Origin of the sequence: Mesorhizobium sp. NZP2298, assembly GCF_013170825.1 — a bacterium.
Classification (GTDB): Bacteria; Pseudomonadota; Alphaproteobacteria; order Rhizobiales; family Rhizobiaceae; genus Mesorhizobium.
On sequence record NZ_CP033365.1, the window covers coordinates 4911153 to 4930764 of the forward strand.

9 protein-coding genes are annotated in these 19612 nt (G+C 63.6%); 3 read left to right on the forward strand and 6 right to left on the reverse strand.

Going from position 1 to position 19612, the window contains the following annotated elements:
* The first annotated feature begins 206 nt into the window (after positions 1–206).
* Both EB231_RS23845 and EB231_RS23850 read left to right on the forward strand, forming a co-directional pair.
* Complete coding sequence (locus EB231_RS23845) at positions 207–827, forward strand: hypothetical protein (protein WP_172350973.1); 621 nt, start codon at positions 207–209, stop codon at positions 825–827.
* Positions 828–952: 125 nt separating this feature from the next.
* Complete coding sequence (locus tag EB231_RS23850) at positions 953–2620, forward strand: tetratricopeptide repeat protein (protein ID WP_172352998.1); 1668 nt, start codon at positions 953–955, stop codon at positions 2618–2620.
* A gap of 725 nt (positions 2621–3345) precedes the next feature.
* Here the strand turns inward: EB231_RS23850 and EB231_RS23855 are convergent.
* A complete protein-coding gene (locus tag EB231_RS23855) occupies positions 3346–4032 on the reverse strand; it encodes a D-lyxose/D-mannose family sugar isomerase (RefSeq protein WP_172350974.1) in 687 nt (228 codons plus the stop codon).
* Between the two features lie 244 nt (positions 4033–4276).
* Here EB231_RS23855 and EB231_RS23860 point away from each other — a divergent pair, with 244 nt between their 5' ends.
* Positions 4277–5335, forward strand: a complete 1059-nt coding sequence (locus EB231_RS23860) for a D-TA family PLP-dependent enzyme (RefSeq protein WP_172350975.1) — start codon at positions 4277–4279, stop codon at positions 5333–5335.
* Positions 5336–5360: 25 nt separating this feature from the next.
* Here the strand turns inward: EB231_RS23860 and EB231_RS23865 are convergent, their stop codons facing one another.
* The 5 genes from EB231_RS23865 to hutU all read right to left on the reverse strand — a co-directional run bounded on the left by EB231_RS23865 (position 5361) and on the right by hutU (position 19589).
* Positions 5361–6125, reverse strand: coding sequence for a heme ABC transporter permease (locus EB231_RS23865; RefSeq protein ID WP_172350976.1), 765 nt, complete (start codon positions 6123–6125; stop codon positions 5361–5363).
* Positions 6126–6300: 175 nt separating this feature from the next.
* Positions 6301–8073, reverse strand: a complete 1773-nt coding sequence (locus tag EB231_RS23870) for a glucan ABC transporter ATP-binding protein/ permease (RefSeq protein WP_172350977.1) — start codon at positions 8071–8073, stop codon at positions 6301–6303.
* Positions 8074–8445: 372 nt separating this feature from the next.
* Positions 8446–17037 (reverse strand): GH36-type glycosyl hydrolase domain-containing protein, encoded by an 8592-nt coding sequence (locus EB231_RS23875; protein WP_172350978.1) that lies wholly within the window; start codon positions 17035–17037, stop codon positions 8446–8448.
* Positions 17038–17327: 290 nt separating this feature from the next.
* Complete coding sequence (locus EB231_RS23880; protein ID WP_172350979.1) at positions 17328–17906, reverse strand: HutD/Ves family protein; 579 nt, start codon at positions 17904–17906, stop codon at positions 17328–17330.
* 12 nt (positions 17907–17918) lie between these two features.
* Positions 17919–19589: a urocanate hydratase gene (gene hutU, locus EB231_RS23885; protein WP_172350980.1), complete on the reverse strand. Its 1671-nt coding sequence runs from the start codon at positions 19587–19589 to the stop codon at positions 17919–17921.
* Positions 19590–19612 lie beyond the last annotated feature (23 nt).

Here is a 19612-nt window from a genome sequence, read left to right on the forward strand (position 1 = left end):
TTTCCTTAACACCTTGAACCCTTCGAACGCGTCATCCCACTGTTATAACTCCTGAGGACTCACCCGTTGTGGCTTCTGGAAACGAGAACCCAGTGCCTCGATCAACCGCCATTCGGCCTCCCTGGCGTCTAGGCGTCCGAAAAAGATTGATGGCCGCGGTTGCCGCTGGCTAAGCTCCGTGAAGGTTTGCTGTATTGGGCTCCATAGTGGTCACTGACACCGAATTCATTCTCGAAAGCATCCGCCAAGGCTGCGTGATTCTTGCCGAGGACGAGTTCCTCATCGACAGGCTGGTGAAGTATGTCGGCAACGGAAGGATCCGTTGGCATGTCGAGTTTCGTGGGCATCGCGTCGAGTTCACAACCGGCCAGTTGAAGAAGCAGCCCACCTTCCGCAGGAAGATGCTCGAACAGGCCGGTGTGCTCCCGCCGCAGCGTGCCGGGGCCGATTACAGGCGATGGGCTCTCGATCTGAGAAAGAATGCCATCGAGCTTCCCTGGCGGGATAGACCGGTTGATGCCGGTTTTGCCATAGACAGGCTCACCAGCCATGGGAATGACCGCTGGACGGTTGAATACCAGGGCAAGGCCATCAAATTCACGACGACCAAACTCCGCCGGCAGACCAGCTTCCGCAAGCGGATGCTGCTCAAGGCCAAGGTTCTGCCGCCCCAGCTGGATCCTGCTGCCTATCGCAAGTGGATGGATTGGCTCATTCAAAACGCCACCCAGGCAGACCTTCAGACCGGCGCTGCTTTGATGACCGAGAAAAGTTGGCTTGACGACTTGCCCGAGCTGGCCGGCTGGCAAAGTGAAGGAACCAACTAAGGCGGCTGGTGTGCCGGCGATGCCACTCATGGTGTTTGCCATGCCTACAAATTTCGGCACACATTGATGGCTAGGGAATCTGGCCACGGCCTGGCTTGCGGCCAACAGGACTTTGAATGGACGACATGGACCGTTTCAACCTTGGCACCTATCGACGCCCTATCTCCACCCGCTCCACCGAGACCCAGCGCTGGTTCGATATCGGGCTCAACTGGTGCTACGGCTTCAACCATGAGGAAGGCATCAAGTGCTTTGAGAAAGCGCTGGAGACGGATCCCGGCTGCGCCTTCGTGCATTGGGGCATCGCCTATGCGGCCGGGCCTTTCTACAATTTGACCTGGAAGGAGCATGGCGAGGCCGAGGCCAACAGCGCGACGAAGCGCTGCTTCGAGCATGTCCAGCTGGCGCGCGCCAAGGCGGCTAATGCCAGCGATGTCGAACGGCGGTTGATCGAGGCGCTGGCCAGCCGTTTTCAAAAACCGCACAAGGTAAGCCCGCAGGAATTCGAACAGTGGGATGATGCCTACGCCACCGCAATGCGGCGCGTGTACCAGGATTTTCCCGACGACCATGATGTGATGGCGCTGCTGGTCGAGGCGCTGATGATGCGCACGGTGCGGCGGCTTTGGAACCTCAAGACTGGTGAGCCGGCGCCGAATTCCGATGTCGTAGAGGCGCTGGAGGTCTGCGAGCGGTCAATCCGGCTGACACAGCACCCGGCGATCCTGCACCTGCATATCCATCTCCTGGAAATGTCCACCATGCCGGAACGCGGCATGCGCTCGGCCGACCGGCTCGGCGAGATGTGCCCCGATGCCGGGCACATGAACCACATGCCGGGGCATATCTATGTGCTGTGTGGCGACTATGAGAAGGCGAAGATCGCCAGCGAAAAGGCTGTCCGTGCCAACGACCTCTATCTCGCCTATGCCGACGAGCCGACCTATTATCTGCTCGGCTGCTGCCACGACCTGCACCTGATGATGTTCACCTGCATGTTCCTTGGCCAGTACCGGCCGGCGCTGTGGGCCGCCGACAAGGTGCGCAGCCTGGTGACGCGAGACGTGGTCGCCATCCAGGACCGGCCCAAGCTCACGCAAACAGTGGAAGGTTATCATGCGATGAAATCGCATGTGCAGGTGCGCTTCGGCCGCTGGCAGGAGATCATCGACGAACCCGTGGTTGAAGAGCCCGGCCTCTATGTACTGACGGCGGCCATGCAGCACTACGCCAAGGGTGTCGCGCATGCGACGCTCAGGCAATTCACGGAGGCCGAGCGCGAGCGTGTGCGGTTCCACCGTCATGTGGAGAACATCCCGGCCGAACGGCGTTTCCTCAGCAACCCAACCCGCGCTTCGCTGGCCGTCGGTGCCGCCTTGCTCGATGGCGAGCTCGCCTACCATCAGGGCCGGCACGAGGAGGCCTACCCCCATTTGCGGCGAGCGGTCGAGCTGGACGACAATCTCTCCTACACCGAGCCATGGGCGTGGATGCACCCGCCGCGCCATGCGCTGGCGGCGCTGCTGCTCGACCGGGGCCATGCGCAAGAGGCCGAGCAGGTCTATCGCGACGATCTCGGCCTGAGCGCCAAGGTGCAACGCTGCGCCCAGCACCCGGACAATGTCTGGGCGCTGCACGGGCTGGTGGAATGCTTGAGGCGCCGCGGCGAAAGCGAAGAGCTGCCGGCCCTGCAGGCAAGGCTCGCCGCGGCGATGGCCAAGGCGGATGTGGCGATCAGCTCGTCATGCCTGTGCCGGACGAGCGTGCAATCGGCGGCAAGCTGCTGTCATTGAGGCTTCGGCAGGCGTGCCCCTCGCCTCGGCCACGTCTGATGGCCGGCCGCCGGTAGGTGTACCGATGCGACGTCCTCGTCGGCATTGGAAAACGGCCCATCGGCTCGCGAAACGCGCTGTCGTTGAGATCATCGTGACGGTCGACGCCTCGCAGAGCTGCAGTTTCACGCTGTCGATCAGGCCAGACCCACTGACCTGCTTTCCTCAATTAGCACAGAGCAGTCTATCTCATCATGAAGTTGGGCGTGTGGGTCAGGCGCCAGCCAGGAAGCGTAAGACCGAAGCCGCTTGAGCCGGGCTGTTTTCTCGAGCCGCGCCTGACGCTCATCTTCGGGCTGAGTACGAGGCAGCCTTTTGTTCCACTCGCCAGGATACTGCATTCTCTGCTCTCCTCGGTCGGAGCGCATAAGAGACCCACTCAATGAGGGAGTTGGTCCCCTTGCCGGAGGACCACCTGTCGCTCCGGCTTCCCCGCTCTCCACCTGGGCTGGATGCCACCACAGGCGTCGACGAGAGTCGCCATCCATTTTGATGAGGCTGCCGCAATTAACCTCGGGCTCCGGAGCCTGCGGCGACGGCCCGCGCGCGCAGTCAGCGGCTGCGCGGGGATCATCGAGCGCCGTGGCTCAAACTGGCGTCCAGCCTTGGTCATACCTGTGCCGGACGAGCGCGCTGCCGGCGCCAGGCTGCCATTAAAGCTGCCGGTAGGCGACCGCCGCCTACCCTCAGCCAAGCCATTTCTCGTAGTCGGCCACCAGCAGGTGCACTGGAGCAACATCCTCGTCGATATTGGAAAAGCGGCCGATCGGCTCGCGGAACACGTTGTCGGTCAGATCGTCGTTGACGGTCGACACCTCACCGATCAGCACGTCCTTGCCCTCGGCCCAGAAGGCGTGCCAGACGCCGGGCAGCAGAGTGACGCTCTGACCGGGGTCGAGCTTCAGGAGGCCGCCCGCCGGCAGCCTGTGGATGGTTCCGTCGACCGGCACCGACACTTCCGCCTTGGGGTCGATACCGCCGTCGCGATCATGCATGAACAGTTCCAGCACCAGCTTGCCGCCGCCGCGGTTGATGATGTCCTCGGCCTTGATGTTGTGGCGGTGCATGGGCGACAGCTGGTCCTTGCGCGAGATCATGATCTTCTCGGCATAGAGCATGCCCATGCCCTTCTTCATGTCCTCGTAGCGGCCATTGCGCACGGTGAACAGGAACAGGCCGAGTTCCTTGAATTTCTCCTGGCCGTAGTCGGTGATGTCCCAGCCGAGCCGCGAGGTGAATATGGCGGAGGAGTCGACCTGGCGTGCCTTCATCTCTTCCGGCGACCAGTAGGCGAAGGGCGGCATGATGTAGCCGAACGAGCGGATGAAAGCGTCGGCTTCGCGGATGATGTCGTTGATGGCGGAGCGTTTCATGATCGTAACCCTTCGTGTCGACATGCTTAGGTTGTTGCATGTCGTCATCCCAAAACCGCTGGGCACTTTTGGGCGACATGCATTGCAAATCGCATAGCCGAACGCCGATGCGGTGTCGATCCATCTCGCGCCTGCACGCCCGCTGCGCCAAGCGCGGATGGCCCATCGATCCGGTCCGCTGGCCGCGTGACATCACCCGCTTTCAGGCTCATAACCCCTGCGAATTCTCACAGAGTGATAGACTATGCCGACCATCCACGACCTCGACACGCCGTCGATCCTGATCGACGCCGCGCGCGCCGAAGCCAACATTGCCCGCGCACAGGCCCATGCCGACAGAAACGGGCTGAAGCTCAGGCCGCACATCAAGACGCACAAGCTTCCTTACTGGGCGAAGAAGCAGGTGGCGGCGGGTGCTGTCGGCATCACTTGCCAGAAGATCGGCGAGGCCGAGGTCATGGCCGATGCCGGGCTGTCCGACATCTTTCTTCCCTACAACATCCTCGGCCGCGCCAAGCTGGAGCGGCTGAAGGCGCTGCACGGTCGCGTCACCCTGTCGGTCACGGCGGACAGCATGGAAACGCTGGAAGGACTGGCCGCCACTTTCACCGATGCCGGCCATCGCCTCCCGGTGCTGGTCGAATGCGACACCGGCATGGGCCGCTGCGGCGTGCAGACGGCCGATGAGGCGGTTGCACTGGCAAGGGTGATCGACAAGGCCGGCGGCCTCACCTTTGGCGGGCTGATGACCTATCCTGCGGCGGGCCGCGCCGCGGAGGCCGAAGCTTGGCTCGCCGACGCCAGGCAGGCGCTGACCGCTTCGGGTCTCGCCTGCGAACGCATCTCCAGCGGCGGCACGCCGGACATGTGGCGCTCCAGCGATACATCTGTCGTCACCGAATATCGGCCCGGCACCTACATCTATCTCGACCGCTATCAGGTCGCCAAAGGTGTCGGTACCTTGGACGATTGCGCGCTGACGGTGCTGTCGACCGTGGTCAGCCACCCGACGCCGACGCGTGCCATACTCGATGCGGGCAGCAAGGCGCTGTCCAGTGACACGCTCGGGCTAAAGGATTTTGGCGAGTTGCTCGGCGCTGCCGACGCAAGGGTGACCGGGCTTAGCGAAGAGCATGGCACCGTCACGCTTTCCGGTGACGCGAAACTGCGCATCGGCGATCGCGTGCGCGTGGTGCCCGATCATTGCTGTGTCGTCACCAATCTGTTCAACCAGGTCAACCTGATCGACGGCGAGAAAGTGCTGGAAACGCTGCCTGTGGCGGCACGCGGGCTGATGGCGTGAGCACTTTCGGCGGGTAACGGGTGAACTAAGCCGGTTGCCGTTCCGCCTGTCGTGCCGCGACCCTGCGCATGGCGATGACCCTGCGGCGCCGTATCTCCGTGCGCATTGCCATCAAGTGCAACGCGAAGAACAGCACCGTGAAGCCGACTGCCATGACCAGCAGCGGCCACAGCAGGCTGGGATCGATGGTCGGCCCGCCGAGCCGGAATACCGAGGCCGGCTGGTGCAGCGTGTTCCACCAGTCGACGGAGAACTTGATGATCGGGATGTTGATGAACCCGACCAGCGTGATGATGGCAGCGGCCCAGGCTGCGCGACTGGCATCGTCGAGCGCGCGGGTCAGTGCGATGATGCCGAGATACATCAGGAACAGCACGAAGACCGAGGTCAGGCGCGCATCCCACACCCACCAGGTGCCCCACATCGGCTTGCCCCAGATCGAACCGGTGATCAGCGCAAGTGCCGTGAAGACCGCGCCGATGGGTGCCGCCGATTTCAGCGCGACATCGGCCAGCGGATGGCGCCAGACCAGCGTGCCGAGGGCGGAAACCGCCATCAGCGTGTAGCACATCATGGCAAGCCAGGCGAAAGGCACGTGGATGTACATGATGCGCACGGTGATGCCTTGCTGGAAATCCTCGGGCGCGGCGAAGCTCATATAGAGGCCGATGGCAAGGATGAGTGCGGCGATCGCCGCCAGCCACGGCACGACCTTGTCGACCAGCGCGACGAAGCGCGTCGGGTTGGCAAGGTCCATCCAGCCGCTCAGGCGTGAAGTCGTGTCGCTCATGCGACTTTACATAGACCGCCGGCGCGATTGGGGCAATCGAGCGGTGGTGTCGCAGGCTGGGTTACCCCTGCCCCTCGTGGGAGGGTCGCTGCGAAGCAAAGGGGCGGCGGCGCGCGCTGCCCCCACCCGGACCTCTGGTCCGACCTCCCCACAATGGGGAGGTAAAAGATGATGCTTACGCGGCTTCGCCCTGCACGGAGCGGCTGAGACGGCGGACTTCTTCGTCGTTGAGCAGGCCGCCGGCGCGCAGCAGGCTGGCGAAGCGGCCGTTGCGCAGCGACAGTTCAGCGAAGCCGCCCATTTCGACCACCCTGCCCTTGTCCATGAACACGACAAGGTCGGCGTCGCGAACGGTAGTCAGGCGGTGCGCGATGATAAAGGTGGTGCGGTCGCGCCGCAGTTCGTCGATCGCTTCCTTGACGCGATCCTCGGTCTCGACGTCGAGCGCGCTGGTCGCCTCGTCGAGCACCAGGATCGGAGCATCCTTCAGCACGGCACGGGCAATGGCGATGCGCTGGCGCTCACCACCCGACAACTGGCCGCCACGCTCGCCGACCACCGTGTCGTAGCCATTGCTCTTGTCCAGGATGAAGTCCTGCGCGGCAGCCGCGACGGCGGCGGCATGGATCTCATCATTGCTCGCATCGGCGCGGCCAACACGAATGTTGTCCTCGATCGAGCGGTTGAGAAGCCCGGCGTCCTGGAACACGGTGGCGATCGAATGGCGCAGCGACTTGCGGGTCACGGTGCGGGTATCGATGCCGTCGATCAGGATACGGCCGCTGGACGGCGAGAAGACGCGCTGCAGCAGATTGATCAGCGTGGTCTTGCCGGCACCCGTCGGTCCGACGATGGCAACCGTCTGGCCGGCCTGAACCTCGAAGGACACGTCGCTGACGCCTTGCCCCGAATTGGCGAATTCGAAGCTGACATCCTCGAAACGGACATGGCCGGTGACATTGGTGAGGTCGCGCAAGCCATCCGGCTCCGCGGCATCGGCGGCCGAGTCCTCGAGCTTGTAGAAATCCTCAAGCTTGGCGCGGGCCTCGGAAATCTGGTTGGCGAAAGCCGACATCTGGTCGAGCCGCGAGATCAGCAGCGTGGCGAAGCCGGTGAAGGCGATCACATCGCCGACGCGCAACTGGCCATGCGTGACCAGATAGGCGCCGATCAGAAGCACCACCATCATCGAGATCGTTGACGACAGGCGATTGAGCGCATTGGCGATGGCCCACCAGTCGAGCACGGGATTTTGCGCGTCGAGCAGGTTCTTGACATAGCCGCGCAGCGTCTCAGCCTCATGGCCCAGACGGTTGTAGCTCTGCAGAACGGCGACGTTGCTCACCGAGTCCGTCACATGCGCGAACACCTTGTGGTAGTGACGCTCGACGGCGGCCTGGCCTGCCTTGGTGCGCTTCATGACCAGCCGGCCGATGCAGACATAGAGTACGCCCAGCCCGAGCAGCACCATCGACATGCGCACATCCATGCTTAGCGCCGTAGGCACCAGCAGTACGAGCGCAACGGCGGTGGACAGATGCTGGCGCATGAATTCGAGCCACAGGCTGAACAGCGTCTCAACAGCCCGCAACAACGTGTGCAGCGCGTTGGAAGTGCCACGCTGATGATGCCAGGCGAGCGGCATGGTAATGACGCGTTCGAACGACTCGCACAGCACTTCGCTACGCCGGGCGTGGGCAAACCGGTCGGCGCCGCGCGCCACCAGGACGAAAGCGATCACATTGAAGGCGCCCAGGCCAGCCCATACGGCAAGCGTGGAGAACACCGAGCCGTGCGCGGAAATCGCATCGATGACCCGGCCAAACATGATCGGCTCAAGAATTGCGATGGCGGCAAGGGCGACGTTGGCCGAACAAATCAGCGCCACGCGCTTCTTGTCGGCGGCCAGATAGCCCAGCGCTCTCCAATAGATCTGCAGAAGTGACACTTCAGCTACTCCGCCAACTCTCTATTGTGCCCAATACCAGTATTGTGCACTGCACCATTCCATGACACGTAACGGTTGATGCGTCGCAAAACAATGCCCGTCTATCGCTTCCGTTCCCATTTAGCGAACAAAACATGACGACGATGCGAAATCTGACGTGATCACCTAACGGTTTGAGATAAAAGGTGAAATGCCAGCCTTGCGGCAAAATCATGGCAGCAGCCGAGCACTGCCACATTTTTAATCACGACGGTATTGCGGGGCTTAATCGGAAGGCATCTTGCGGGCGCATTCGCGGACCGCGTGCAAGTAACGAGACGCAGCGTCGCGCGTCCCGAAGGACGCGCGAATAACTAACCTAAGCTATTGACTTTACGCTGGTATCTTGACCACGATCTCGGTCTTACTGCCGGCTTTGGGTTCGAATGAAGCGGACTTTGTTTTCGAACCGTCGACTTCAAGCGAGATCGTCTTGGTCTTTTTGTCGCGAATGACATGAACCTTGATCTCGGCGCCAAGCATCTTGAGCGTGGCGTGGTAGCCATCCCAATGGCTGGGCAGTTTCGGCCGGAACGTGATCTGCTTTCCGCGCCGTTCGATGCCGAGGATGCCCTCGACCGCCGCCCGGTAGAGCCAGCCCGCCGAGCCGGTGTACCAGGTCCAGCCGCCACGCCCGCCCTTGTCCTCTCCGGCATAGATATCGGCCGCCACCACATAGGGTTCGACGCGATAGTGTTCGGCCGAGGCCTCGTCGATTGCGTGGTTGACCGGGTTCAGCATCGAGAAGCAGCGATAGGCTTCGTCGGTCTGTCCCATCTCGGCGAGCGCGATGACGAACCACGTCGCAGCGTGGGTGTACTGGCCGCCATTCTCGCGCACCCCCGGCGGATAGCTCTTGATGTAGCCAGGATCCTTCTGCGTCTTAGAAAAAGGCGGCGTGAACAGTTTGACGATCTTGAGCTTGTCGTCCACGAGCAGGCTGGTTGCCTGCCGCATCGCCGTCGTCGACCGCGCCGGGTCACCCTCACCCGAAAGCACACTCCAGGACTGGGCGATGGAGTCGATCCTGCACTCTTCGGACGTGCGTGAGCCCAAGGGCGTGCCGTCATCGAAACTGCCGCGCCGGTACCATTCGCCGTCCCATGCCGTGCTTTCAAGCGCCCGCTTCAGCGCATCGGCATGCTTTGCCCAGGCCTGCGCGCGCTTGCTGTCGCCCTCGGCCTTGGCGACGGTGGCGAAGTCGCCGAGCGTCTTCAGCAGGAACCAGCCCAGCCACACGCTCTCGCCCTTGCCGTGTTCGCCGACACGGTTCATGCCGTCGTTCCAGTCGCCGCCAAGGATCAGCGGCAGGCCGGCAGGGCTGCTGCGCTTGACGGCGAGGTCGAGCGCGCGCGCGCAATGATCGTAGAGTGATACCGTCTTCTTCGAGATTTCCGGAGTGAAGAAGGCATCGTGCTCGCCCTCGCCCAGCGCCTGTCCATCGATGAAAGGCAGCTGCTCCTTCAGGATCGCGGCGTCGCCGGTCACCGTCAGGTAGCGCGCCGTCGCATGGGCCAGCCAGACCACGTCGTCGGAAATCATCGTGCGCACGCCGGCTCCGGTGCGTGGCAGCCACCAATGCTGCACATCGCCCTCCGGGAACTGCCGCCGCGCGGCGTTGAGGATCTGGTCGCGCGCCAGCGTCGGATCATGCGCCAGCAGCGCCAGCGTGTCCTGCAACTGGTCGCGGAAGCCGAAGGCGCCGCTTGCCTGATAGAAGGCCGAGCGGGCGCGGATGCGGCAGGCAAGGCTTTGATAGGGCAGCCAGTGATTGACCATGGCGTCGAGCCCCTTGTCCGGCGTCTCGACCTGGATGGTATCGAGGAAGCCGCGCCACTCCCGCTCGTTGTCGGCCAGGCGCTGGTCGAAATCCTTGCTCCGGTGCTTTTGCACCAGCGCGCTCGCCTGCGCCGCGGAATCGGCATCGCCGAGCAGCCAGAGCAGCGTGACGTCGCCGCCGGCCGGGATCTCGATGTCGCGGGCGATCGCCGCGCAAGGATCGTCTCCGGCCTCGACGCGACCCGACAGCGCCGCGCCGCTCAGCACCGCCTGCGGCAGCTCGCTGGACCCGTGCCGGCCGAGGAACTCGGAACGATCTGCCGTCACCGAATGAGCAGCGGCATCAGCGGCGAGGAAGGCCACGCGCTCGCTGAAATCAAGCCCGTAAGGGTTTTGCGCCAGCAACGCGCCGGTCGCGCTGTCGCGGGACGGAACGATGGTCGCCGCGGTGCGTGACCGGTGCCCGCCAAGCACCCATTCGGCGTAAGCATAGACGCGCAGCCGCGCCGGCACCGAGCCGGAATTCTGGATGCGCAGCCGCGTGATCTTCACCGGATCAATGGGGTCCACGACATGGGTCAGGTCCATCGACAACGGCCCGCGCTTCGAGCGGAACGTCGAGAAGCCCTGCCCGTGCCAGGCCTCGTAGGTCATCGAGGGATCGCGCACCATCGCCGCGAGCGGCGAGAACGCCCTGCCGCTGGCCTGATCGTAGATATAAATGCCCTCGCCCGGCCGGTTCGAGACCGGATCGTTCGACCACGGCGTCAACTGGTAGTCGCGGCTGTTGCGGCTCCAGGTGAAGGCGGCACCCTCGGCCGAGGTGTGGAAGCCGAACGAGGCATTGGAGACGACGTTGATCCAGGGCTGCGGCGTGCTGCGCCGGCCAGCCAGGCGCACCACATAGTGCCGTCCGTCGCCGTCGAAACCACCAAAGCCGTTCCATTGGTTGAGGCCAGTGCCGTCGGCGCTGACATCCGCCACGGCCTGCGAGGCAAATGCATGCGCCGCTGGCGTCGAAATCTCTCGCAGCGTCGGCAACCCGGCCGGCACAATGGCGTCGCGCGCCTGCAAGGCAGCCGCCTCGGCCCGCTCTATCTGATCGAAGATGGTCCCGTTGCGCGTGTGCAGCACCACCCGGGCGACGGCGAGCAGCGTCTTGTAGGTGGTCTCTTCCATCAGGTCGCGGCGCACCGCGAAAATATGCTGTCGTGGCCCGAGTTCCTTGCCGCGCAGACGGCTGTTTTCGCACAGCGTCTCGACCGCCCGCTGCAGGTCCTGGACATAGGACGAGGCCTGCTCGTTGACGACGACGAAGTCGATCATCATGCCGCGGGTACGCATATATTCCTGGAAGCGCAGCGCCTGGGCGACGATTTCCAGGTCGGCGACGTCGCCGATCCTGACCAGGAAGATCGGAAAATCGCCCGAAATGCTGGTCGGCCACAGGCTCGACTGCTTGCCCAGGCCCGACGCGATGGATTCGGCGGGCAGGCGCAGGAACGCATCGGGATAGATCAGATAGCGTGCCAGTTTCTGCACATTGGCGGCATCGGTCAGGCTGAGGCCCATATGGCGGGTCTGCACCTGGCTGCGCGTCCAGGCAAGCATGGCCTGGCGGGCAAAGCTCTCCTGATGGTCAAGCCGATTGATGGCCTCGTCCAGCTCGGCGCGATTGGCCCCGACCACGGTCCAGAAGGTCAGCGATATCTTCTTGTTGGCGGGCACGCGTACCTGGCGGCGCAACGAGGCGATAGGATCGAGCGTGAAGCCGGAATGGCCGCCTAGTCTCGCGCCTGGATCGAAAGCGGCGGCATCGACGATGGAGCGGCCACGGCCGATGAAGGCGCGCCTGTCGGTCTCGGCCTCCGCATCGCGCGCCGGCCCGGACGGATCGGTGACGAAATGCGCCAGGGTGATATCAGGCTCGCTGGTTTCGCGCTTGCGGCGCGTGGCGAAGATCGCGCCTTTGTTGGCGGCGATCTCAGTCTCCACGAACATCTTCGAGAAGGCCGGATGGGCGTTGTCGGACGCCTCCGAACCCAGCACCAGTTCGGCGAAGGACGTCACCTCGATGTGACGATCGGATGTGCTTTCATTGTAGAGCGTTATGCGACGGCCTTCGCCATTGCCTTCGGAAACGACGATACATTCGACCTCGGAGCGCAACGTGCCGACCGATTTGACGAAGCTCGCCTTGTCGTCGGAGAACAGGGTCTGCGCCTTCTCCTCGGCCGCGCGCTTGGGCCCCGCCGTTGCCGACCACCAGTCTCCGGTGCTGACGTCACGCAGGAAGATGTAGGAGCCCAGACGGTCCTCGACTGGATCCGGCTGCCAGCGGGTCACGGACAGATCGCCCCAGCGGCTGTAGCCGGAACCGGTCGCGGTCACCATCACCGAATAACGGCCATTCGACATCACATTGGTCGAGCGCAACGCCCGTAAGGGATCAAGCACGATGCGGGTGTCGGGGCTCTCGGTCTCGGTCTCGTCCTTGGCTCGCTCGTCGGCTTCGGTCCTGACGGTGGCGGTCGGGATGTCGCGCGGCGCCCTTTCCTGCAGCAGCAATTCAGCCGATTCAATAACCGGATCGCTGTGGAAACGGTCGCGCAGGCGACCCTCGAAGATCGCGTCGGCGACCGCCGCGATCGACATGCCCGAATGGTGCGCATAGTAATTGAGCACGACCGCGTGGTTGGTGCCTTCCGGCACGCGCTGCGGCGTGAAATCGACAGCATCGTAATAGCCATGAGGGCCAAGCGCACCGATCTCGCGCAGCCGGGACAGGTTCTGCACGGCTTCGCGCGGGTTGAACTGCGCCGCCAGGATGGTGGCGTAGGGCGCGATCACCGTGTTCTGGCCGAGGCCGCGCTTCAGCCCAAGCCCGGGCACGCCGAAATTGGTGTACTGATAGGTCAGTTCCCGATCGCGGGCATTGTAGGCCGCTTCCGAAATGCCCCACGGCACGTTCTTCTGGCGACCGTACTGCATCTGGCGCTTGATAATCAGCTTGCTGGTCTGGTTGAGGATCGAGCCTTGCGGCTCCTTCATCACCAGCGGTGGCATCAGATACTCGAACATCGAGCCCGACCAGGACATCAGCGCGCCCTGGAAGCCGATCTCGACGATTGGGCGACCGAGCCGGAACCAATGCTCGGTAGGCAGGTCGCCCTTGGCGATGGCGAACAGGCTGGTCAGCCGCGCCTCGGAGGCGAGAAGGTCGTAGCAGCTTTCGTCGAGCTGGTGCTCCTCGACCCGGTAGCCGATCGACAGCAGCTTGCGTTCCGGCCGCATCAGGAAGGCGAATTCCATCTCGAAGGCGAAGCGACGCGTGCGTTCGCGCAAGGTCAGAAGCTTGGCGCGCAGTGCCTCGACGGCGTTGTCGTCGCTGTGGGCGTCGTGGACGTGCGCCTCGCAAGTCGCTTCCAGTCTTGCCGCCCAGTCGACGATGACGTCGCTCTGAGCCGACGCTGCCTCGGTGTGGATGGCCGTGGCCAGCTTGCGGATCTCGCCCGCCAGCACGGCAAGGTTGATGGTGCGGATCGAGGCCATTTCCGGCTGCGCCTTGATCGTCTCCACGGCACGCCGCATGCCGTCCAGGCGGTCAACGAGGCGCTGGCGCAAGGGCCGCAACTGGCGGCGATCGTCAGGCAACTCATCGAGGCTTTCGCTCAAAATGGTCACCGTGTCGAGAATGCCTTCGAAATCGCCCTGGAGGTGAACGGAAGGCGCTTCCGCCCATTCGGCACAGGCAGCAGCCACCGCCACTAGGTGGCCGGCGAGATTGCCGCTGTCGACAGCCGAGATATAGAGCGGGTAGAGCGGCTTCAGCGTCGTGGTGTCGTACCAGTTGAAGAGATGACCGCGGTGGCGCGGCATGCTCTCGATGGTCGTCATGGTGGCGTCGATGCGGGTGATGGCATCGGACAGGCTGATCCAGCCGAAATCGCGCGCCGAGACGACCGACAGCAGGTAGACACCGACATTGGTGGGCGAAGTGCGCGGTGCCACGACCGGTGCCGGGCTTTCCTGAAAATTGTCCGGCGGCAGATTGTGATGCTCCGCCGTGACGAAGCTCTCGAAATAGTGCCAGGTGCGCCGCGCCACGGTGCGCAGCGCGTGGATGTCGGCCTGCGATATGCGAAGGCGATCCTCGGTTTCGGCCGAGCGGCTGATCCAGCTGGCGATCGCCGGTGAGCCGATCCAGAACAGGGCGAAGAAGAAGGCGACGAAGGCGCCAGTGGAATCGGCCAGCACCGGAATGGCGAGGCCGACGAAGCCGATGATCACGGCGCCGTACATCATGCCATAATAGGAGCCGACATCATTGTCGCCCGCCTTGTGCGCCTGCGAGGCGGTGCGCCATTCCAGGAGGTTCTGGCGGCTGACGAACAACCGGTAGAGCGTGCGCACGATGGCATCGCCCATCATCCAGGCATTGTGCGCCATCAGCACGATCTTCAGCGCCACCATGGCGGTGCCGAAGGCGACATCTCGAGCGAGAGCAGAGAAATGACCACGCGGCGTCTGGTCGCCGCTCTTGGGCAGGATGGCGTCGACGACGTCGAAAGTCGGCGCCATGAACAGGCTGAGGATCAGCAAGGCCTGCCATTGCGCGGCCTGCGTGAAGGGCAGCAAGGTCCAGCCTGCGATCGCCGCCATCACCCAGAAGATCGGCGTCAGCGAGCGGCGCAGATTGTCGACCATCTTCCAGCGCGACAGGGCCGGAACGCCTGAGCGTGGGTCGAGGATGAAGCCCAGCAACTGCCAGTCGCCGCGTGCCCAGCGATGGTGGCGCGAGGCGTCGACCGAGTAGCGGGTCGGGTAGTCCTCGACCAGTTCGACGTCGGTGACCAGTGCCGCGCGCGCCAGCGCGCCTTCGAGCAGATCGTGGCTGAGGATGGTGTTTTCCTCGATACGGCCTTGCAGGGCGGCCTCGAAGGCATCGACGTGATAGAGGCCCTTGCCGGTGAAGGACCCGTCGCTGAACACATCCTGATAAAGATCCGAGACGGCGAAGACATAGGGGTCGAGGCCGCGATTGGCCGAGAACACGCGCTGGAAGAACGAGGCTTCGTCACCGCTGGTGAGCGAAGCGGTGATGCGCGGCTGCAGGATCGTGTAGCCGGCGGTGACAACGCGCTTGGCCGCGTCGAAATGCGGGCGGTTGAGCGGATGGCAGAGCTTGCCGACAAGGGTCGCCACCGCATCGCGGGTGGTGCGCGTATCGGCATCGAGCGTCATCACATGGACGACTTTTTCGGGCAGCGGCACCTCGAGCGGCAGGAAAGTGGTGTCGCTGTCGCCACGCAGCAGAAGGTCAAGCTCGTGCAGCTTGCCACGCTTGCGCTCCCAGCCCATCCAGGCTCCTTGAGCGGCATTGAAGAGCCGGCGGCGGTGCAGGATGTAGAAGCGCGGCGAGCCTTCCGAAGGATAGCGGGCGTTGAGACGGGCGATCTCGGCGCGGGCATATTCGAGGATCTCGGTGTCGGCCGCATCGATCTCGATCTTGCTGTCGGGCCAGTCCGACAGCAGCGCGAAGTGGATCTCGTCCACCAGATTGGCAAGGTAATGCACTTCGATGTTGCGGATGTTTTCCTCGACATCGTCGCGCGAGCCGATCAGCGAAGGCACAACCACCAAAGTGCGCGCCTCGGGCGGCACGCCGTGCCTGTAGTCATAGCCGATCAGGCGTGTCGGCTTGAGGAACAGCGAGACCACGGTGTTGAAGAAGGCAAGCGCGCCTTCGCTCGCCGGCACGGCAAACAGAGCCAGCATCAGCACGATCGAGGCCACCGACAGGCCGAGATTGGCCAACGCATTGCCGGTGAGGACAAGAAGCAGGGCTGTCAGCGCGAAGACGGGCAGGACGATGCCGAGCCACCCGGTCTTGGCGAAGGTCCGCTTGGCTATCTGGCTGATCGTCGGCCGATAGCCGATCGCCTTTTCCAACTCCAGCCGGCGCGGGCCGACGAGGAAGAAGCCGACATCGGTATGCGCGGACGGAGCCGGAATGGAATCGTCGCGATCCGATGCATGGTCGCTGGCGGCGCGTTCGCTGGCGGCTTGGCCGGCCAGTTCGATGGCCTTTTCGGCGACGCGGTATTCCGAGAGGTTCGAGCGGCGCGCCAGTTCCTCGATCGCGGTGCGGTATTGGTCGCGCGAGAAGAAGTCGAGCGCGGCGAAATCGGTGCGCTCGCGCAGCACGGTGTCGATGCGGCTGACGCCCTCGAACCATACTGTCCAGTCGACGTCGTTGATGAGGCGCAGGCCGCGGATGATGTTGCCGGTCGTCACATTGCCGCTGGACAGCGTGTGATGCTCGGAGATGATGATCTCCTCGGCATCGGAGCCGGTCTTTTCGAGCTCGCCTTCCAGCCATTCCAGGGCCTTGCCGGCATTCTGCGATCCATCGCGCAGACGATAGAGAAGCTGGGTGGCGAAGGTGGTGTCCTGCGCGTGGGCGCTGAAATTGGCCAGGATGGCCTGGCGGTCGGCGCTGTCGTCGGTCGCCAGAACCTTGTCGGCCACGTCGTTGGCGATCTGGCGCATCTGGCGGGTGCGATTGACCCTGACCGCCAGCCGGCGGAGATTCTCGATCAGCACGAAGCGCAGCAGCGATGGCAGCGCCCAGAGTTCACCGATCTTCAGCGGCTCGACCGACTGAAAGCCCTGGACGATGGACTTGAACATGGTCGCGGAGACGGAACTGTCTGAATGCGCCACATAGGTCCAGGCCAGCGCCAGCGCGCGCGGCACGGTGCCGCCATCAGGCAGTTTCAGCGTCGGCAACTGGCGATAGAAGCGGCGCGGCAGATCGCGCTTGACCTGGAAAATGGTCTCCTCGACCAGGTAGTTGTTGTCGAGCAGCCATTGGGCGGCCGGGGTGATCGTTTCGCCCTTGGCCTGCGCCGCATTGGTCGAACGATAGACTTCGAGGATCTTCTTGGCACTGTCGCGGATGCGGGCCTGGAAATCGAACGGGGTCAGGCCGAACAGGTCGGCGAGATCGCCTTTTGCCAGGCTTTCGCCGAGCAGCCGGAGCCGTTCGTCCGGCAGGAATGTCGACCTTATCGGCTCTTCCGTGATGGCCGGAAAGCTCGCGCTGGTCTTCTCGATCTGGGCTGGATTCGTCTGAATATTCATTGAAAATTCCGTAAGCGGGCACTCAGCGGCGTTACCGCCACGGCAATGGCCCTAAAACCGGTTCAAATGCAATTGGTTGCATCAACCCCTATGCCGAAAGTTTGTTTCCGCACCACGACAGGGGCGTCCATCTTTCGACCAAACTCAAAGACGAGCGCCCCTCGCTCCCGTCAGGATCGATCGACGGAGAGGATTCGGGCTTTTTCGTGATGCCGGCAAGAGCTTACGCTATATTTCGCCGGCATTGCGATCATGTTTGGAAACAGGCGGTAACCGTTGGCGCGAAAGCGTCAGGCCGCGATGGTTATCCGGATCACGAACAACGTGGTATCCCGCACGGGTTCAACCCGCAGGATAGGTGCATCCGGCCCGAGCAGCAGCGTGTCGAGCGGCCCGAGGCGAATTGACCCGGCGTCGGGGAAAACAGCTTCGCCCTTGTGACAAAGGATGAGGGTCGAACCGGCCTCGGTTGCGATTTCCACAGGGCGCGAAATCGCCAGACGTTCGACCGAATGCAGCGTGCGGCCGCGGCGGGTCATGACGTTGAGATCGGTGATTGGGCCGGCGATCAGGGCCGCACTGGTCGGCAGGTCGGCCGGAAAGAAAAAAGGCGCGGAAGCCGGCGTTAACTGGGCCGCCGGCTGGCCGGCGATATCAAGCACGATCCCCTCGCCTTCGAGCACCGTCAGCGTGCGGTCGATGCCGGCAAAGCTGGAGAACGGCCCGCTGCCCTCGACACGTGCCATCGAGACGCGCCAGACGAAATCATCGAGGCCGGCGCCGTCAGGCGAGACCGCGATCTCGGTCGTCGTGCCGCCACCGTTCTTCCACGGCATCACGCGGTAGTCGGCGGCACGAAGGATGCGCATGACGTCAGCCTATCACCCGAGAATACCGGGCAGGTTGAGCTGATGCTCCCTGGCGCAGTCGATGGCGATGTCGTAGCCGGCATCGGCGTGGCGCATGACGCCGGTCGCCGGATCGTTCCACAGCACGCGCTCCAGGCGCCTAGCGGCGTCCGGCGTGCCGTCGGCGACGATGACCATGCCGGCATGCTGGGAGAAACCCATGCCGACGCCGCCGCCATGGTGCAGCGAGACCCAGGTGGCGCCCGACGCGGTGTTGAGCAGCGCATTGAGCAGCGGCCAATCGGAGACGGCGTCGGAACCGTCCTTCATTGATTCCGTTTCGCGGTTCGGCGAGGCGACCGAGCCGGAATCGAGGTGATCGCGGCCGATGACGACCGGCGCCTTGAGTTCACCCTTGGCCACCATCTCGTTGAAGGCAAGACCCAGCCGGTGGCGGTCGCCAAGACCGACCCAGCAGATGCGCGCCGGCAGGCCCTGGAACGCAATGCGCTCACGCGCCATGTCCAGCCAGTTGTGCAGATGGGTGTTGCCGGGAGTGAGTTCGCGCACCTTGGCGTCGGTCTTGTAGATATCTTCGGGGTCGCCGGAGAGCGCGGCCCAACGGAACGGCCCGATGCCCCGGCAGAACAGCGGGCGGATATAGGCCGGCACGAAGCCGGGGAAGGCAAAGGCGTTCTCGAAACCTTCGTCCTTGGCGACCTGGCGGATGTTGTTGCCATAGTCGAGCGTGGGCACGCCGGCGTTCCAGAACGCCACCATCGCCTCGACGTGTTCGCGCATGGAAGCGCGGGCCGCCTTTTCGACAGCCTTGGGGTCGCTGACGCGCTTCTCGCGCCACTCGGCCATCGTCCAGCCCTTCGGCAAATAGCCGTTGATCGGATCGTGGGCCGAGGTCTGGTCAGTGACCATGTCGGGGCGGATGCCGCGCCTGAACATTTCCGGCACGATCTCGGCCGCATTGCCGAGCAGGCCGACCGACTTCGCTTCGCCGGCCTTGGTCCAGCGTTCGATCATTTCCATCGCCTCGTCGAGCGTCTCCGCCTTCTCGTCGACATAACGGGTGCGCAGGCGGAAATCGATCGAATCCGGGTTGCATTCGATGGCAAGGCAGCAGGCGCCGGCCATGACGGCGGCCAGCGGCTGGGCGCCGCCCATGCCGCCGAGACCGCCGGTCAGGATCCATTTGCCCTTGAGGTTGCCGCCATAGTGCTGGCGGCCGGCCTCGACGAAGGTCTCGTAGGTGCCCTGCACGATGCCTTGCGTGCCGATGTAGATCCACGAGCCGGCCGTCATCTGGCCGTACATCATCAAGCCCTTCTTATCGAGCTCGTTGAACTTGTCCCAATTCGCCCAGTGCGGCACGAGGTTGGAGTTGGCGATCAGCACACGCGGCGCATCGGCGTGCGTGCGGAACACGCCAACCGGCTTGCCGGATTGCACCAAAAGTGTCTCGTCCTCGGCAAGCGTCTTCAGCGAGGCGACGATGCTGTCGAAATCGTTCCAGGTGCGCGCGGCCCGGCCGATGCCGCCATAAACGACCAATTCGTTCGGGTTTTCGGCAACCTCGGGGTCGAGATTGTTCATCAGCATGCGCAGCGGCGCTTCGGTCGTCCAATAGCGGGCGTTGAGCTTGTCGCCGCGCGGCGCACGGACTTCGCGAATGTTGTGGCGAGGATTGTTCATCATTGTCCCTTCGAGTAAGGCGG